We start from the raw sequence: 14,482 nt of genomic DNA on the forward strand, positions 1-14,482 counted from the left end.
GGGTGCGACCACAGATATAAGTGTGGATATTTAGTTGTGCCCTGCTGGGATATCTCTAGTTTCTTGGCTTCGCGTGTGTTTCGTGTCTCCGGCGAACCGGGCTAAATCAATGCTACCTCGGATGGCATCTGGCGCGCTTAAAGGCGGCTTCGGAGCGCTATTCCGAGATCAAAAGTGGATTAAGAGGTTTTGCCTTTTCGGCGAAGAACATTTCGCGCATCTCACTGGTCGGCACTTTCTCGATGACGCCGAGCTGATCTTGGTCGACCACGAATTCGTCTATAGAGGGGCGGATTGTCCCGCGCCAGAGGACCGGTAGGCCGTCCGGAACTGCTGCGAGTATCGCGCTCGGGTGGAGTGTTGTTCGATACCAGCGTTGCTTCGGCGTCCACCAGCGCTGTAAGTCGAAGTTCTGTTCGAGGCCCATCGTCTCCGAGTACATCCCTGATCTGGGGTCCGCAGACCACGACCACCCGCGCGCCCAATCTGGCAACGCGACTCGATAGGCCACAGTCGGCTCCGAGGGGATCGGGCGGTGAAATTCGATTGGCCCAGTGGAGGCGAATAGCTGCCTCCAGAACGGTCTCGGCTTAGCCTGTATCGGGGACATGATGCCGATCCACGTTCGGACTACAGCCTCGTGCACCTCTCGGCTGCGCGGGTCAATCCCAGAGTCGAGCAGATTGACCAGTGCCGCGATGAGTGCTCGGTCGAAGTCGTCCGTTGCACCGTGCTCGGCGTAGAGGCGACCGATTGTTTCGTTCCAGGTCATGCGCGATCCTCCTCGGGGTCGTCGAAGTAGGCGCGAATCTCCTCTATCGGCACTCTTTCGATGTGCTCGATAGTGCGAGGGTCGATAACGATCTCGTCTGTAGTGCGCTCTCGGAGGACGACTCCACTACGGGTGGTCGGGTGCCCGAAGGCAGTCGTGATGAGAATTTGCTCCGGTTGTACGGTTGTCTTCCACCAATACATATCCGGCATGCGGCTCATCGCAAGATCGAAATCAACGCGACTTGGCTTCGGCATAAGCGGAGAGTGGAAGGTGCAGGACGGGTCTACCGCCCACGACCAACCCTTAGACGACTCGATATTTGCACTGCGGTAGACGGCCATTGGCTCGGTGGGGAGGTAGCGCCCGTGCTCTATCTGCCCGGTCACCGCGAACATCTCCCTCCACACGTCCGGAGCCATCAGCGTCGTAGGCGACGCAGTCTCGACCCACGTCGACACCACGGCCGACCGAAGGTCGCCGATGGACTCCCAGGTCTCGTCTCGGAACATCCGGAACAGGGCATTGATCAGAGCGGCGTTGAACGGGTGCTCCAACCGGTACGGCGCGACCACCGGATAGTCGTGCTCCTTGTAGAGTCGCGCAATCGTTTCGTTCCAGCTCATCGCACTAGCTCCAAGCAACGGGCGTGCAGTCGCATCGTGCGGCGGTGCATCGGGTCTGCGAGGGAGGCCTCCGCAGAGATCCAAATCTGGACCATGTCCAGTTCGTCTAACTGCCGGAGCACCTCCCACCCGCGTCGGTTGAGCTTCGCCGGGTGCTCCGGCCAGCCGAGACGTTGCAGGATCGAGGCCAGTTCGTGACCGCTCGTGCCGTGGAGCCAGCCGCGCTGTTCCATCAGGCAGAGCCGGTATTGCGCCTCGTTCAGGATCGAGTTACCTGCGGGTAGGTCGGCGAGATTCGGCACGACCACCCGCAACGTGGACTTTTCGGTATCAGTCAGGTGCCGAGTAGGGGTGACCAGCGGGGCGAGAAGCTCAACAAGGTTGAACTGGACCCATGCTGATCGCTCGTAGTACGCGCCCATAGTGGTCGCTGGGGTAGAGTATTGAACGTTGCTCATTTCTGAAACCTTCCTTGGAAGCCCCCGGCCTCGTCAGCTGGGGGCTTCCTGCGTTGAGGGGCTATAGGTCCGGTCGGAGGACGGGGAACTTTTCGAGCATGCCGAGGTAGTTGGCATACGGGTCCGCAGCCTTCTCCTCTAGCCATTCGCTCTCGCGGTCGATGCGGTCGAGCTTGGCGTTCACTTCCGCTACCCGTGACTGCAACACCGCGTAGCGCGCTCCAGCTTCGCGAGGGGCGACCCGGTCGGTGTAGTCCAGGTCGTTGCGGAGGGCAGACATCTCATCGGAAAGTTGGGCAGCCTCAGAGAGCGACCCCTGACTCGCGGCCAAGAAGGTGTTTGCGTTCTCGACGGTCCACGCCTCGACCTGTCGGACCTTGTCGAACACGGCCTCGTCTACTGCGGTGACCGCAGCGCGCTCGTCGGCGGAGTTGTTGTACTTGCGCGCTCGGGCGTTCAGCCGAGCCACATGCGGATTGTCCTTCATCGCCTTGCCCCTCGGTTTACTTCGCGCTGCTCTCGGGCCAACCCGGTGAGCCGCTGCCGAGTGGCTTCCCGAGCGTCGAGGTCGGCGAAGGTGGTCGCGGCCTGGTCTTCGAGCTTCGCCAGCTCGTAGCTCAGGTCGGCGCGGGCTGCTGCCGTCTCCTGTCGCCGCTGCCGGAGCCGGTGCCCGATGGCCGGTCCCGCTCCCGCCGGATATTTGGGTAGTTCCATGGACATGATTCGTTGCTCCTTATTCGGTGAAGGTGGCCTTCTGGACGCGCGTGCGACCAGAGGTTTTTGTCGGGCTGAGGGTGTCGTTCAGCTCCGGATAGAGCACCCCCACTCCCGACAGGAAGGTGTGCAATCCGTTGCGCACGAGCGTCGCCTTGCTCACCCCGCTCAGCGCAACGAGCTGCGTCAGGGCGTTGTCGAGGTCGGGCGAGATGGTGGTTTCGAGCACTACCGAGTTGTCTCCGGCTTGCTGCCCTCGTCGTCCCATGAGTTTCACTCACTTTCTGTTGGAGAGCTAAATCTACCCGGTAAGTTGTCCTCCCCGCTGGAGCGCCCACCCCGGCAAATCCCAATTAGCGAAAGGCCAATGTCGAGTCGTGAGTGCACATTGCGGATCGAGCGGAGAGAACACGCTCCGAGCGAGGCTTAGGGCTCAACAAGGGAGAAGAGAATGGGTAAGCGATACACCAACCAGAGCGGCCGGGAACAGTTCACCGAGTACGGCGGAGGCAGCGACAACCGCACCACCCCAGACGGGCGACGCGTCCCGCTGACCGCGAGTCAGGCCGCGCGGGAGATGCGTCAAGAGGGACTGACCGAGCGGATCGGAGAGACCACCCACGACTCCACCGGCGAGCGTCAGGTCGGCAAGCGCACCTTCCGTCCGAGATAGAACGATGCCGCAGACACCCGCCCTCCGAGTGATGTTCCTGTGCGCCGGGAACATCTGCCGCTCACCCACCGCTGAGATCATCACTCGGCACCTCCTCGCCACCGCAGGCGCTACGCACGTCGAGGTCTGGTCAACGGGCACCGCTGCGGACGTCGGCTATCCGATGGACCGCGGGTCGCTCGCGCAGATGACCGCGCACGGCCTCGATGGGACTAAGCACGTTGCTCGGCAGGTCGCCCAGCAGGACATCGACAACGCAGACATGATCGTGGCGCTGGACCGGCTGGAGTTTCTGCGGCTGCGACCTCGCGTTGCGATGAGTCTCTGGCCACGACTCCGCACCCTGACCATGTTCGACAGTCCAGCTACTTTCGGCGATGTCGCCAACCCGTGGATGCAGAGCGAGGACGTGTATTCCGCCGTCTACGAGCAGATAGACCGCGCCTGCCGCACCCTCTCCGACAGGCTCCTCGCGACGGTTCCCGCATGAACGACGGCGACGGCTGGGTCTCCGGACCCGAAGGTCAACGCTGGGGGCGATTCGGCGCAGCAGGGCTACTTCTCACTCGTAGCGATGGACACGTGCTCATGCAGCGGCGCTCCTTCCTCGTGCAGAACGGCGGCTTGTGGTCTATCCCCGGTGGCGCACGCAACAGCCACGAGACCGCTGCAGAAGCTGCACTCCGGGAAGCCGCCGAAGAGTGCGGAGTGCTCTCGACTGCGGTGCGCGTTGTCGAGGAGCGGGTGCTCGAATACGGATGGTGGAGCTACACAACCGTCATCGCCGACGCCGTCGCCCCGTTCTCTCCTATCGACTCCTGGGAGGGCGAAAGCCTCTGGGTCGCCGGGGAACAGGTCGCCGAGTTGCCGTTACTCCCGGCCTTCCGAGCAACGTGGGCAGCGCTACGCGCCCCGTAGCCGACCGAGGACTGGCCGCTCAGCAGCGCCCCCGTTTCTGGGGCGTTCGGCCTTCAAGCGATCACTCCTGAGAGCGCGGCGTGTCCCTCGGGTGGGAGCCTTTCTCCCGGCGCCGTAGCCGAGTAAGCTAATAGTGCAAGTAAATATGTCCCCCTGCCCGGACTTGAACCGGGAATCGTCCCATCGCAAATGAGTTGCTCTATCCATTGAGCTACAGGGGGAAGTTGGGTTAGACCCTCGCCCCCGCCGAGATGTGAAGATCTCGGCGGGGGCTACTTCTTTATGTGACGTCCAAGTAGGTGGCCGGTTCTTGGCTGATGAGCATCATCGCGTCGCCCACGGTGGTGGGCGCACGGTAGATATAGCGGCTCCCGTCCCGGACGATGTGCGAGGACGCGTCGTCAGCGAGTCTCCGTAGAGCCGTGGTGTAAGCGTTCGCTCCGGACTTAATTCGAGGATCGATGAGGTCCCGGCTCGCGAGTGACTCGAAGACCTGTGCCGGGGTCAGCGAAGTATTGGGGTGGCTCTGCATAACTTGCTCGACCGCATCGCGTGGTTTCAGGAAGGTGCGTCCAGAAGGGACGGTAGACGTCGTCAGCGTGCCCGATCCTCCGAACGCCGCCATGCCAGCAGTGGCGACCGTTGAGCCTGACTCACCGAGCAGCCCCGTGAGCCCGTCAACGACCTGCTGAAGGTGCAGCACCTGCCGTTGCGCGACGGCGAGTTCGTCCTTCGTCTCTCGCAGTAGTTCTTCGCGATCCATCATGTCCTCCGTCCCTTATCTGGTGGCCAGTCTATCGACTGCACCCGACAACTCCAACAACAGTTGTTGTGGGCGTGTCATCCACAGGCTGTGGATAACTCTACAAAGTTGTCCACAGATATGGCACGTATTGACAGTTGTCAGTCACTGGAGCAAGTGATGTTTAGGGCGCGAATGCGGAAACCCCTCCGCAATCCCCTCGGGTCTGTTCGGGGCGCACCTAGTTTCGCTTCGGAGCGCTATTCCCCGTGATCGCGCGCCATACGGGCCCTGACCGAGACCGAGCTACCCCGCTCAAACCCCTCGGACCGTCCCTCTCGTAATGAGAAGGTCGTCAGTTCGATTCTGACAGGCGGCTCCAGCGTTGAGGTCTGATCGTGGGCTCATGGCTCCGCTCTGAATTCCTTCGGAGAGTCGTAGCGAAAAGCGCCGTTCACGTCACGCGTGACTACTCGCATGTCTCGAGCTGAACCTGCAGTGCAGTCCACCATCGGGCAAGCGCGTCGCGTTCGGGCGTTGTCACGACAGCCCCGCTCTCCACCATGTCTCGAGCAATGGGGAGGTCGAGGCACACCTCGTCGAGAATCCGTGCCTCGATGTAGCCGAGCACGGTCGCCAGAGTGGCGAGCGCACCATGGCCGCGCCCAGGGGCGGCGACGCTGATCCAGGCCACCGGCTTTGCGGAGAGGACCTCGCTGCCGACGGTCCAGTCCAGGAGGTTCTTGAAGCTGCCGGGCAAGGTGCCGGCCTACTCTGGCGTGCTGAAGACCACGGCATCGGCCTGGCTGATCAGCTCCCGCAGCTCGGCAACTGCCACCGGGACCGGATCGTGGTCGTCGTCCGGATTGAAGGCTGGCAGTGCAGACAGTCCCCCATAGAGAATCGCGGCGGAGCCGGCCGGAGCAAGATCGCGCACTGTAGCCAGCGCGGCGTTGTTGGTCGATGATTGCCGTGTGCTGCCGGAAACAAGCAGGAGTCTCATGATCCAACCGATCATAGGGCCTCGCTTTCCTGGCACCGTTGCGGCGCCATCGGCAGTGAAAGACGACCGTGAAAGACGACAGAAGGAACGTGATCTGAATGAACTCGAATCAAGAAGAATCAAACGGTGAGACTCGCCTCGCCTACATCCTTGGCGTGCCTCTGGCCGAGAATGTGGTGCGGCAATGGCCCCAGATGGGCGAGATCGTGCGGACTCGCCAGCTGATCGGCAGCGTCGAGGGCAACTTCCCCGAACTGACCCTCGAAGTCGGCCGACGCCTCCGCCTCGCCGATGTCGTGGTGGTCGAGTGGACGTGCAATTACGGCGACGGTCGTCTGTATCGCAACGTCACCATCGGGGAACTCGAGGGCGGGAGTGCGGTGCGGGTCACCGACTACTGGGGCGAACCGACCGATACCCCGCAGTGGCGCGAGTCGTTGACCGACCGGCTCGACATGCCCGGCGACGGGATCTGGAAGGACGACGAGCACCTCAGCCACCATTAGGCCGCTCCAGCGAGTCCCCCGGGGGCGCACGGTACGATTGTTCCTGGTGTGCCGGGAAGTCTGGTCGGTGGGCGGTCGCGTGATCGCTCTTCCGCCTGACTGAACCCACTTCCGTGGGGAAGGAGCACCATGAGCATTATCCGTTCCGAACGCGTCGCGGCCGTTCTTCTGCTTGTCGCCGCGGCACTCGGCCTTCTGCTCGCCAACACTCCCGCCGGCCCATCGCTGATGGCGCTGCAAGACCGGCACCTGGCCATCCCGGGTACGCCCCTCGACCTGTCGGTGGGCCACTGGATCAGCGATGGCCTCCTCGCCGTGTTCTTCTTCGTGGTCGCCGTCGAGTTGAAGAACGAGCTGATGGTCGGCCAGCTCAATTCGGTATCGAGGGCCATTCGTCCCGCGATCGCGGCACTCGGCGGTGTCATCGTGCCGGCCGCGATCTACCTCGCTTTCACCGCGGGAAGCAAGTACCAGGGCGGATGGCCGATCCCGACCGCCACGGACATCGCCTTCGCGCTCGGCGTGCTCGCGGTCTTCGGCCGGGGAATCCCGTCCCGGCTGCGCATCTTCATCCTCGCCCTCGCGATCCTGGACGACATCGTCGCGATCCTTATCATCGCGGTGTTCTTTACCTCCGACCCCAACCTCGCGCTCATCGGCATCGCGGCGATCGGCGTTGCACTCTTCGGGGTGCTCAGCCGTTTTCTCGGGTCGCGATTGCGGGTGCTCGTGATCACGGGCATGGTCGCCGTCGCGCTGGTGACCTGGTCGCTGGTCTACCTGTCGGGCATCCACGCGACGATCGCGGGCGTGGCGCTGGGGCTTGCTATGGCCCGAAAGCCCGGGATGCGCACCCGGCATGCTCTCGAGCCGATGAGCAACGGTGTGGTGCTCCCGCTGTTTGCGTTCTCCGCGGCACTCGTCGCGATTCCCCAGGTGGCTATTTCGCAGCTGCCCGCGCCATTCTGGGGCATCCTCGTCGCCCTGCCCGTCGGCAAGATCGTCGGCATCAGCCTTGGCGCATGGCTTTCGTCGTTCGTCGTCGCGCGCGGATCGCGACCGCAGCTGACCTTCCAGGGGCTCGTGACGGCCGGCGCTCTCGGCGGGGTCGGCTTCACGGTCTCGCTTTTGATGAATGAACTGGCCTTTGCTCGCAATCCGGAGGTCGCCGACGCGGGAACCCTCGCGGTGCTGCTCGGATCCCTGGTGTCCATCGTCATTTCGGCGATTCTCGTCTCGCGACTTGCGGCGTACTACCGTCGGTTGCGCGAGCTGAGGGAATTCGCGATCGAGAAGCGCGAGAGCTGACCGGGAAGCTGGGCGACGCCCCCTGCTCTGGAGGGATCGGCCGGTGGAGGGATCGGCCGGTGGAGGGATCGGCTAGAGGCCGAGGATCAGAAGCTCTTCCACGGCGGGCTCGCTCGCGGCATCCGCGAAGATCTCGAGGGCTGAGACCACCGACCGCTGGTCTTCTTCAGACATGGTCGAGATGATGTCGGAAACCGCATGCCGACGCCGAGCGGTGACTTCGTCCACAAGGGCGCGTCCTGATTCGGTTGCCCGGATCAACACTTCGCGTCGACTGTCGGGACTCGGCCCCCGTTCGACCCAACCCCCGGTCACCATGCGGTCGATCGATCGACTGAAGGTCGACGAATTCGCACCCATTCGTTCGGCGAGGCTTCCCATCCGAAGCGGCCCGGAACTGGTCAGGACCACGAGCACCCGAAACTGGGGAAGAGTGACGAACTCGAGCGCCGGCGACACGGACCGGGCGACGACGCCCAGCAGCGCCCGCGACGAAGTCAGGATTGCTTCTGTGGTCTGGGCTCGGAGACGGGGAGTTTGGTTCACAGTTTTCCTGTCCTGCGAGTATGGCGCTTCGTGGAGTGCATACGGGCAACTATTGCAAGATTACACGGGCAGTGTGGTTCAGGGGCATGCCGCGGCGGGTGGCGCGGTACCCGACTGGGGATCGCCGCTCAAAATGGTCAGGGTCACGGTCGAATCCACGCTGGTCGCCGCCCCGGGTCGGGGGGAACTGGCGTTTATCCGGCAGCGCCCACTCGGGCTGGCCTTCCAGTCGAACCCGATCTGTCCGCGGGAGAATCCACGATGGACCAGGTCATCGACCGCGGCCGACCGTTGCTTGCCCACCTCGTCCGGCATGGTGACGGCGAGCGAGCCGTCGCTGGTGTACAGGGTCACCGCACTGCCCTTGCTGACGACCGAGCCGGCCGCGGGAGCGGATCGGGCGACCTGGCCGGCGGGGAGGCCGGACACGACGGTTCCTCCATCCACGAACCGCAAGCCTCTGCTGGACAACGCCGCTGCGGCGACGCTCAGGGTGTTGCCTGTGCTGGCAGGCACCGGAACCCCCTGGCCCACAAGGAGGCCCGGATCGGGAGCGGGGAAGTCGCCACCGCGATACTCGGGGTTGGTATTCAGCGACGCGAGCGTGGTCCGGAAGACATTGAATTTCGTGTTGTAGCCGTTCGTGCCCGCCACCGTGACGCGCCTCAGGTCCTGATGTCCCGAGATGTTTCCCACCCACACCGCAAGAGCGACCTTCGTCGTCGTGCCGATCAGCCAGTTCTGGTCGGCCGTATCGGTGGTTCCCGTTTTTCCGACCAGGGGAACCCCGTCTCGGGGGTTGCCGTTCGTGCCCGTACCGCCAGTCATCACGGTGCCGAGGGCATAGGCGACGGTGTTCGCGACCTTGGGTGACATCGCTTCGCTGCAGGCGCGGCCCTGGCCCACGAGTGTCCTGCCGGCGGGGTCGATGATCCTGTCGACGATCACCGGCGTGCAGAAAGTGCCGCCCGCGCCGATCGTCGCGATCGCGCCAGCCATCGTGAGTGGGGCTATCTCATTGACGCCGAGCACAGAAGAGGGCTTCACCACCAGTGGATTACCGTCGGCTCGATGCACGCCCATTGCCGTCGCATCATCCCGGATGTCACAGAGGTCGAGTTGTTGGGCCATCGTCATGAAGGCCACGTTCACCGAGTCCTCTGTTGCCCGCAGAACCGACATGTATCCGCCCTCGTACCGCGAGGAGTTCTGCGGGCGGTAAGTGCCGACGAATGGCTTCGAACACGAGGCCGAGAAAGAGCTCTGTTGGAAGGTGCGCACGCTACCGTTCACGTATTCCCTCAGTCCGTGGCCGTTCTGCAGCCAGTCGGTGAGGGTGAAGATCTTGTAGGTCGAACCGGTGGGGAATCCGGATGACCCCCCGTAGGCCCTATCCGTGTTGAAGTTCACCGCGGTCGTCGACGACCCGCCCCCGAGTGCGGAGTTGTCGAAGGCCTTGTTCTGCGACATCACCAGGATGCGTCCGGTACCGGGTTGCACGGACACTGCCGACGCCCCGAGCGCGAATCGGGTGGTGGCGGCCGGAGCCTTCTGCCGGAGTGCAGCGGTCGCGACGTCCTGCTGGTCGAGGTCGACACTGGTGTAGATCTGGTAGCCCCCACGCGCCCAGTTCGCCTCGCGTTCGGTAGCATCGGCGCCGAGCGCGGTGAGCGTGGGCACCAGCCGTGTGACGTAATCGCACGCGAATTTGGCATCGATGGCGTAGAGGCAGCCGCTGTGTTGCGCGCTCAGGTGTACCTCGTCGGCGATGGTGGTGGCGAGGGCGGCCCGGTATTCGGCTTCGTCGACGTACCCCTGCGTGAGCATGTCCGCGAGTATCTGGTCCCGACGAACCTTGTTTGCCGCATACATCGAGGGGTCGCCGAGGTTCTGCAGGGATGGCTGCTGCACGATGGCGATGAGGCTGGCGGCCTGTGCGAGTGTCACGTCTTTGGCGCTCACGCTGAAGTATTTTTGAGCCGCAGCCTCGACGCCGTAGGTATTGCCGCCGAACCCGACGATGTTGAGATAGCCGAGCAGGATGTCCTGCTTCGAATAGGCCTTGTCGAGCCCAACGGCCAGTTTGATCTCGCGCAGCTTGCGGGAGAGCGTGTCGGTGATCGCGGCTTTGTAGGCCTTCGCTCGCGCCGCCGGATCCTCGATCTTCACGGCGCGCTGCACGAGGATGTTCTTCACCAGCTGCATATCGATGGTCGAACTGCCGCTGGTGATCGCATTGTCGACGACGTTGCCGGCGGCTGCTCGGACTATGGACTTGAGGTCCACCCCGCCATGCGTGTAGAAGCGCTGGTCCTCGCCCGCGACCAGGGCATCCTTCACGAGCTTCGACACACTGTCCCAGGCGACGATCTGGCGATCCTGGTCGAAGACGGTGGCGATCCTGACCGGTTTCCCGCCCCGGGTTGCGAAGATCTCGTTCTGTTGGGAGAGGCGACCGATGGTGATGTAGTCCGGCAGATTCTCGAACACGGAGATCGCTGCGGCCGAGGCACGGCTCGGAACCAGCACCGCGGGAAGGGCGAGAGCGGCAACGAGCACTCCGGCGAGAACGCTGAATCCCACGATCCCGAGCCAGCCGAGAGCCGCACCGCGGGCGGACTGCGTCCCGGTCATCGGGCCTGCCCGGCCAGTCCGGACATCGAGGGAATCGTCACAGGATTCACGGGCGGCCTTTCGGATGGTCCAATAGCTGCATATTCACAACAGTTGCTATGTTACATAAATAGCCTGATGGTCCCGATCCCCTCGCGCCCGGATGGCAGGGCCGTCCGGGCGCGAGAGGGAACGCGGCGGAATCGGGCTACTTCGTGAGACCGTCTACGTAGTCCTGGTTCTTGGCGATCCACTTCTCGACGATCGGCGTGTAGTCGTCGACGGAACCGTCGACGTTGTACATGTCGTTCTCGAGCGAGAACAGCAGCTTGGACGGGAGTTTGAAGTCCTTGATCCAGCCGGCGAGCTTCGGGTAGTCGGCCGTGAACGAGGTGCTGCCGAGTGAGTGGATGGACTCCGCGGTGCCGAGGGTGCCCTTCGGGTCCTTGAGGTCCTTGATCGGGAAGGCGTCGTAGGCCCACTGCGGACGCCACAGAGTGACGGCGATGTTCTCGTTCTTGCTCGTCGCGGACTTGAGCTCCGAGAGCATCGCGGGAGTGGAGGAGGTGATGAACTTCATCTTCTCGAGGCCGTAGCCCGGGATGACCTTGTCGGTCATCGCTGCGGTGAGGCCGGCGCCCGGCTCGATTCCGACGATTCGGTTGTCGAACTTGCCGGCGTTGGCCGCGAGCTGGTCGAGGGAGTCGATCGGCGCATCCTTGTTCACAGCGACGGTGAGCTTCGCGTCGGAATTCCAGGCGCCGAGGTCGGTGATCTTGTCGCCGTACTTCTTCATGTAGGCCGCGTGGGTGGTCGGCAGCCAGCCGTCCAGTGCGAGGTCGTAGGCACCCGTGCTCACTCCGGCGAACACCGGTCCCGCGTCGGCATTCTTGAGCTCGACCGAGTAGCCCTTCTTCTCCAGGATGGTCTTCCAGAGGTACGAGGCGGCCTCGCCCTCTGGCCAGCCGTTGAAGACGCCGATGCTGAGGTCGGCTTTGTCGCCGTTGGATGGGCCTGAAGACGATCCGCTATCGGCGCTGGAGGCGCACGCGGTGACGCTGATCAGTGTGACTGCTGCAATGGCGATTGACGCAAAGAGACGCTTCTTCATAAATGTTCCTTTTCTTCCCGAAGCTGTGGATCGGGAGATGGGGTTATGCCGCGCTCGGGACGGCCGGGGTGGCCTCTGACGAGCGCGGCGTGTGTTCGATCGACTCATCGACGATCGAATTCTTGGGAGCCCGGTTCGGGAAGAACAGGCGCCGGAGGCCCGGCCGCGACCCACCGAGGGAGGCGGTGAGGCGGTCGAGGATGATGGCGAGGATCACCACGGACAGGCCGGCTTCCGCGCCGAGGCCGACGTCGATGCGGCTGAGAGCCTGGATGATGTCCTTGCCGAGCCCATCCGCTCCGACCATGCTGGCGATGACGACCATCGACAGGGAGAGCATGATGACCTGATTGATGCCGGCCATGATCGTGGGCCGAGCCAGCGGCAGCTGGATCTGGAGAAGGATGCGACCGGGCGAAGAACCGAAAGCGTGACCGGCTTCGATCACTTCCTTGTCGACTCCGCGGATGCCGAGCTCGGTGAACCGTACCCCGGGGGCCATGGCGAAAGCGATTGAGGCGACGATCCCGGGCACCGTCCCGATTCCGAAGAGGATGATGGCGGGAATGAGGTAGACGAAAACGGGCATCGTCTGCAAGAAATCGAGTACCGGCTTGAGCACCGCTGACACGGTATCGGACCGGGCTGCCCAGATGCCGATCGGGATGCTGATGACCACAGCGACGAAGGCCGCCACGAGGGTGAGGGCCAGGGTGTCCATCGCGTTTCCCCACTGGTTGAGCCCGGCGATCAGGCCGAGCCCCACTGCCACGCCGATGCCGAAGCGCCAGCCTTTGGCGAACACCGAGATCGCCACGATGACGAGCAGGATCACCCAGAATGGCGGAGTGGACAGGGCGAAGTCGACGGCGTCGTAGAGCCCGCCGAAGACCGTCGAGATGACGTCGAAGAACCCGCCGAGATGCAGGGTGATGAAGTCGACGATGGTGGTCACCCAGTCGCCGACGGGGATACGGAAGCCGTTCACTTGGATTCTCCTTCTGCGGTTTCGAACACTCCGTTGGGACGCTGGGCGGTCGCGAGCAACGTTTCGGTGATGACATCGACGGGGATTGTCGAGGGTGGTTCGACCACCCGGATCTCACCCGTCGAGGTGGGGATGTTGCCGAGCGCACCGAGCAGTGTCACCCGCGGGATGACGCCGAGCAGTCGGTCCCTCGAGTCGACGACGGCGACGGCGAGGGAACTCTCGACGGCGGCCTCGAACAGCTCGGACAGCGCGGTCTCCCCGCTCACCGAGCTGACCTTGCGCACGACGGGCAGCAGGTCCGTCTCCGAACTCTTCACCAGGCGCATCACGTCGCGATCACGCACGACCCCGAGGAATCGGCGGCCTTCGCCGACGACGAAGACCGTGGAGGTCTGCAGGTCTCTCATCACCCGCAGGGCGGCTCGTGGGCCGGCGGTCGAGGAGATGAGGGCACGCACGGGCTCCATGACGCTCGCGGCGGTGAGCACGCGAGCGCGGTCGACATCCTTCACGAACTGGGCGACATAGTCGTTGGCCGGGTCCGTGAGGATGTCTTCCGGTGTCCCGACCTGCACGATGCGGCCGTCGCGCATGACCGCGATGCGGTCGCCGAGGAACATCGCTTCGTTGAGGTCGTGGGTGATGAAGATGATGGTCTTGCCGAACTCGGCCTGCAGCTCGACGAGCTGCTCCTGCATCTCGCGCCGGATGAGCGGGTCCAGTGCCGAGAAGGCCTCGTCCATCAGCAGGATCTCGGTGTCTGCGGCGAGCGCCCTGGCGAGACCGACACGCTGCTGCATCCCGCCGGACAGTTCACCGGGGAGCTTGTTCTCCCAGCCCTCGAGGCCGACACGCTTCACGACCGTGAGGGCGCGTTCCCGGCGCTCGGCCAGGGGCACTCCCTGCACTTCGAGGGCGTACGCGGCATTGTCGAGCACGGTGCGGTGCGGCAGGAGGGCGAAGTGCTGGAAGACCATCGAGATGCTTCGACGGCGTACATCCCGCACCTGCACTGGTGACGCGCCTGTGATGTCGACGTCGTTGATGGTCACCGATCCGGCTGTCGGCTCGACGAGCCCATTGAGCATGCGGATGAGCGTGGACTTGCCGGAACCGGAGAGGCCCATCACCACGAAGATCTCGCCGCGCTTCACGTCGAACGAGGAGTCGATGACGGCGGCCGTGGTGCCGTCGCCGAGGGAATCGCGGGTCGCGCCGCCCTGAAGGCGCTTGACGCCCTCGCGGGGTCTGCGGCCGAAGACCTTGTAGAGGCCCTTCACTCTTACTGCGGTGGAATCTGACATGGGATCTCCAGACGCGCGACAGCGATCCGTCGGATCACGAACGCGTTTCATGTTGGTAACGACCGGGTCTGTGACGCGTCCCGCGAACTCCCACATCAAGCAATTTCGACGGTTTCCCGGCGCTGCGATCGGAGTGTCACGGTGGTGCTGCCCTGGGGCGGTACCGACGACGCAAGACCATACGTTGACATCCCACC

General features: G+C 63.7%; 17 protein-coding genes, 1 tRNA gene and 1 pseudogene. 5 read left to right on the plus strand and 14 right to left on the minus strand.

Going from position 1 to position 14,482, the window contains the following annotated elements:
• Positions 1 to 157: 157 nt before the first annotated feature.
• The 6 genes from VLI63_RS13805 to VLI63_RS13830 all read right to left on the minus strand — a co-directional run bounded on the left by VLI63_RS13805 (position 158) and on the right by VLI63_RS13830 (position 2,847).
• A complete protein-coding gene (locus VLI63_RS13805) occupies positions 158 to 772 on the minus strand; it encodes a hypothetical protein (protein ID WP_409157438.1) in 615 nt (204 codons plus the stop codon).
• Positions 769 to 1,398, minus strand: a complete 630-nt coding sequence (locus tag VLI63_RS13810; protein ID WP_409157439.1) for a hypothetical protein — start codon at positions 1,396 to 1,398, stop codon at positions 769 to 771. Before VLI63_RS13810 ends, VLI63_RS13805 begins: the two co-directional genes overlap by 4 nt.
• Positions 1,395 to 1,856 carry a hypothetical protein gene (locus VLI63_RS13815; RefSeq protein WP_409157440.1) on the minus strand — a complete coding sequence of 154 codons (462 nt, stop codon included), beginning with the start codon at positions 1,854 to 1,856 and terminating at the stop codon, positions 1,395 to 1,397. Before VLI63_RS13815 ends, VLI63_RS13810 begins: the two co-directional genes overlap by 4 nt.
• 61 nt (positions 1,857 to 1,917) lie before the next feature.
• On the minus strand, positions 1,918 to 2,343 hold the full coding sequence (locus VLI63_RS13820) for a hypothetical protein (RefSeq protein ID WP_409157441.1): 426 nt from the start codon (positions 2,341 to 2,343) through the stop codon (positions 1,918 to 1,920).
• Entirely contained in the window at positions 2,340 to 2,570 is a 231-nt protein-coding gene (locus VLI63_RS13825; RefSeq protein ID WP_409157442.1) for a hypothetical protein, read from the minus strand. Before VLI63_RS13825 ends, VLI63_RS13820 begins: the two co-directional genes overlap by 4 nt.
• A 19-nt stretch (positions 2,571 to 2,589) precedes the next feature.
• Complete coding sequence (locus tag VLI63_RS13830) at positions 2,590 to 2,847, minus strand: hypothetical protein (RefSeq protein ID WP_409157443.1); 258 nt, start codon at positions 2,845 to 2,847, stop codon at positions 2,590 to 2,592.
• Positions 2,848 to 3,021: 174 nt separating this feature from the next.
• On the opposite strand from VLI63_RS13830, the gene VLI63_RS13835 reads away from it, so the two are divergent.
• The 3 genes from VLI63_RS13835 to VLI63_RS13845 are packed head-to-tail and all read left to right on the plus strand — an operon-like array spanning position 3,022 to position 4,161.
• Complete coding sequence (locus VLI63_RS13835) at positions 3,022 to 3,243, plus strand: hypothetical protein (RefSeq protein WP_409157444.1); 222 nt, start codon at positions 3,022 to 3,024, stop codon at positions 3,241 to 3,243.
• Positions 3,244 to 3,247: 4 nt separating this feature from the next.
• Positions 3,248 to 3,733, plus strand: a complete 486-nt coding sequence (locus VLI63_RS13840; RefSeq protein WP_409157445.1) for a low molecular weight protein-tyrosine-phosphatase — start codon at positions 3,248 to 3,250, stop codon at positions 3,731 to 3,733.
• Positions 3,730 to 4,161, plus strand: coding sequence for an NUDIX domain-containing protein (locus VLI63_RS13845; protein ID WP_409157446.1), 432 nt, complete (start codon positions 3,730 to 3,732; stop codon positions 4,159 to 4,161). The genes VLI63_RS13840 and VLI63_RS13845 overlap by 4 nt, the downstream gene beginning before the upstream one ends.
• Positions 4,162 to 4,309: 148 nt before the next feature.
• Here VLI63_RS13845 and VLI63_RS13850 read toward each other — a convergent pair.
• From VLI63_RS13850 to VLI63_RS13860, 3 genes and pseudogenes are all read right to left on the minus strand, one after another.
• Positions 4,310 to 4,382 (minus strand) — tRNA-Ala (locus VLI63_RS13850).
• A gap of 59 nt (positions 4,383 to 4,441) precedes the next feature.
• Complete coding sequence (locus VLI63_RS13855; RefSeq protein ID WP_409157447.1) at positions 4,442 to 4,927, minus strand: hypothetical protein; 486 nt, start codon at positions 4,925 to 4,927, stop codon at positions 4,442 to 4,444.
• 445 nt (positions 4,928 to 5,372) lie between these two features.
• Positions 5,373 to 5,921: pseudogene (locus VLI63_RS13860) on the minus strand (NADPH-dependent FMN reductase).
• A gap of 83 nt (positions 5,922 to 6,004) precedes the next feature.
• On the opposite strand from VLI63_RS13860, the gene VLI63_RS13865 reads away from it, so the two are divergent.
• The gene (locus VLI63_RS13865; protein ID WP_409157448.1) at positions 6,005 to 6,412 is read left to right on the plus strand and encodes a hypothetical protein; all 408 of its coding nucleotides are present in this window, start codon (positions 6,005 to 6,007) and stop codon (positions 6,410 to 6,412) included.
• A 129-nt stretch (positions 6,413 to 6,541) separates the two neighbouring features.
• Positions 6,542 to 7,720 carry a Na+/H+ antiporter NhaA gene (gene nhaA, locus VLI63_RS13870; RefSeq protein WP_409157449.1) on the plus strand — a complete coding sequence of 393 codons (1,179 nt, stop codon included), beginning with the start codon at positions 6,542 to 6,544 and terminating at the stop codon, positions 7,718 to 7,720.
• Between the two features lie 72 nt (positions 7,721 to 7,792).
• On the opposite strand, the gene VLI63_RS13875 is transcribed toward nhaA, so the two are convergent.
• The 5 genes from VLI63_RS13875 to VLI63_RS13895 all read right to left on the minus strand — a co-directional run bounded on the left by VLI63_RS13875 (position 7,793) and on the right by VLI63_RS13895 (position 14,285).
• Positions 7,793 to 8,266 (minus strand): MarR family winged helix-turn-helix transcriptional regulator, encoded by a 474-nt coding sequence (locus VLI63_RS13875; RefSeq protein WP_409157450.1) that lies wholly within the window; start codon positions 8,264 to 8,266, stop codon positions 7,793 to 7,795.
• A gap of 78 nt (positions 8,267 to 8,344) precedes the next feature.
• Positions 8,345 to 10,900 (minus strand): transglycosylase domain-containing protein, encoded by a 2,556-nt coding sequence (locus VLI63_RS13880; RefSeq protein ID WP_409157451.1) that lies wholly within the window; start codon positions 10,898 to 10,900, stop codon positions 8,345 to 8,347.
• A 187-nt stretch (positions 10,901 to 11,087) separates the two neighbouring features.
• Positions 11,088 to 11,990, minus strand: a complete 903-nt coding sequence (locus tag VLI63_RS13885; protein ID WP_409157452.1) for a glycine betaine ABC transporter substrate-binding protein — start codon at positions 11,988 to 11,990, stop codon at positions 11,088 to 11,090.
• A gap of 43 nt (positions 11,991 to 12,033) precedes the next feature.
• Positions 12,034 to 12,978: an ABC transporter permease gene (locus VLI63_RS13890; protein ID WP_409157453.1), complete on the minus strand. Its 945-nt coding sequence runs from the start codon at positions 12,976 to 12,978 to the stop codon at positions 12,034 to 12,036.
• Positions 12,975 to 14,285 carry a glycine betaine/L-proline ABC transporter ATP-binding protein gene (locus VLI63_RS13895; RefSeq protein ID WP_409157454.1) on the minus strand — a complete coding sequence of 437 codons (1,311 nt, stop codon included), beginning with the start codon at positions 14,283 to 14,285 and terminating at the stop codon, positions 12,975 to 12,977. The genes VLI63_RS13890 and VLI63_RS13895 overlap by 4 nt, the downstream gene beginning before the upstream one ends.
• Positions 14,286 to 14,482: the final 197 nt, after the last annotated feature.

The organism is Lacisediminihabitans sp. H27-G8, from assembly GCF_046156175.1.
Classification (GTDB): Bacteria; Actinomycetota; Actinomycetes; order Actinomycetales; family Microbacteriaceae; genus Lacisediminihabitans.

Bases quoted from the DNA above. Each gene is read 5' to 3' on its own strand.
- nhaA (WP_409157449.1), top strand. From the start codon at position 6,542: ATGAGCATTATCCGTTCCGAACGCGTCGCGGCCGTTCTTCTGCTTGTC.
- VLI63_RS13865 (WP_409157448.1), top strand. From the start codon at position 6,005: ATGAACTCGAATCAAGAAGAATCAAACGGTGAGACTCGCCTCGCCTAC.
- VLI63_RS13805 (WP_409157438.1), bottom strand. From the start codon at position 772: ATGACCTGGAACGAAACAATCGGTCGCCTCTACGCCGAGCACGGTGCA.
- VLI63_RS13885 (WP_409157452.1), bottom strand. From the start codon at position 11,990: ATGAAGAAGCGTCTCTTTGCGTCAATCGCCATTGCAGCAGTCACACTG.
- VLI63_RS13835 (WP_409157444.1), top strand. From the start codon at position 3,022: ATGGGTAAGCGATACACCAACCAGAGCGGCCGGGAACAGTTCACCGAG.
- VLI63_RS13820 (WP_409157441.1), bottom strand. From the start codon at position 2,343: ATGAAGGACAATCCGCATGTGGCTCGGCTGAACGCCCGAGCGCGCAAG.
- VLI63_RS13880 (WP_409157451.1), bottom strand. From the start codon at position 10,900: ATGACCGGGACGCAGTCCGCCCGCGGTGCGGCTCTCGGCTGGCTCGGG.
- VLI63_RS13855 (WP_409157447.1), bottom strand. From the start codon at position 4,927: ATGATGGATCGCGAAGAACTACTGCGAGAGACGAAGGACGAACTCGCC.
- VLI63_RS13815 (WP_409157440.1), bottom strand. From the start codon at position 1,856: ATGAGCAACGTTCAATACTCTACCCCAGCGACCACTATGGGCGCGTAC.
- VLI63_RS13840 (WP_409157445.1), top strand. From the start codon at position 3,248: ATGCCGCAGACACCCGCCCTCCGAGTGATGTTCCTGTGCGCCGGGAAC.
- VLI63_RS13845 (WP_409157446.1), top strand. From the start codon at position 3,730: ATGAACGACGGCGACGGCTGGGTCTCCGGACCCGAAGGTCAACGCTGG.
- VLI63_RS13895 (WP_409157454.1), bottom strand. From the start codon at position 14,285: ATGTCAGATTCCACCGCAGTAAGAGTGAAGGGCCTCTACAAGGTCTTC.
- VLI63_RS13825 (WP_409157442.1), bottom strand. From the start codon at position 2,570: ATGGAACTACCCAAATATCCGGCGGGAGCGGGACCGGCCATCGGGCAC.
- VLI63_RS13810 (WP_409157439.1), bottom strand. From the start codon at position 1,398: ATGAGCTGGAACGAAACGATTGCGCGACTCTACAAGGAGCACGACTAT.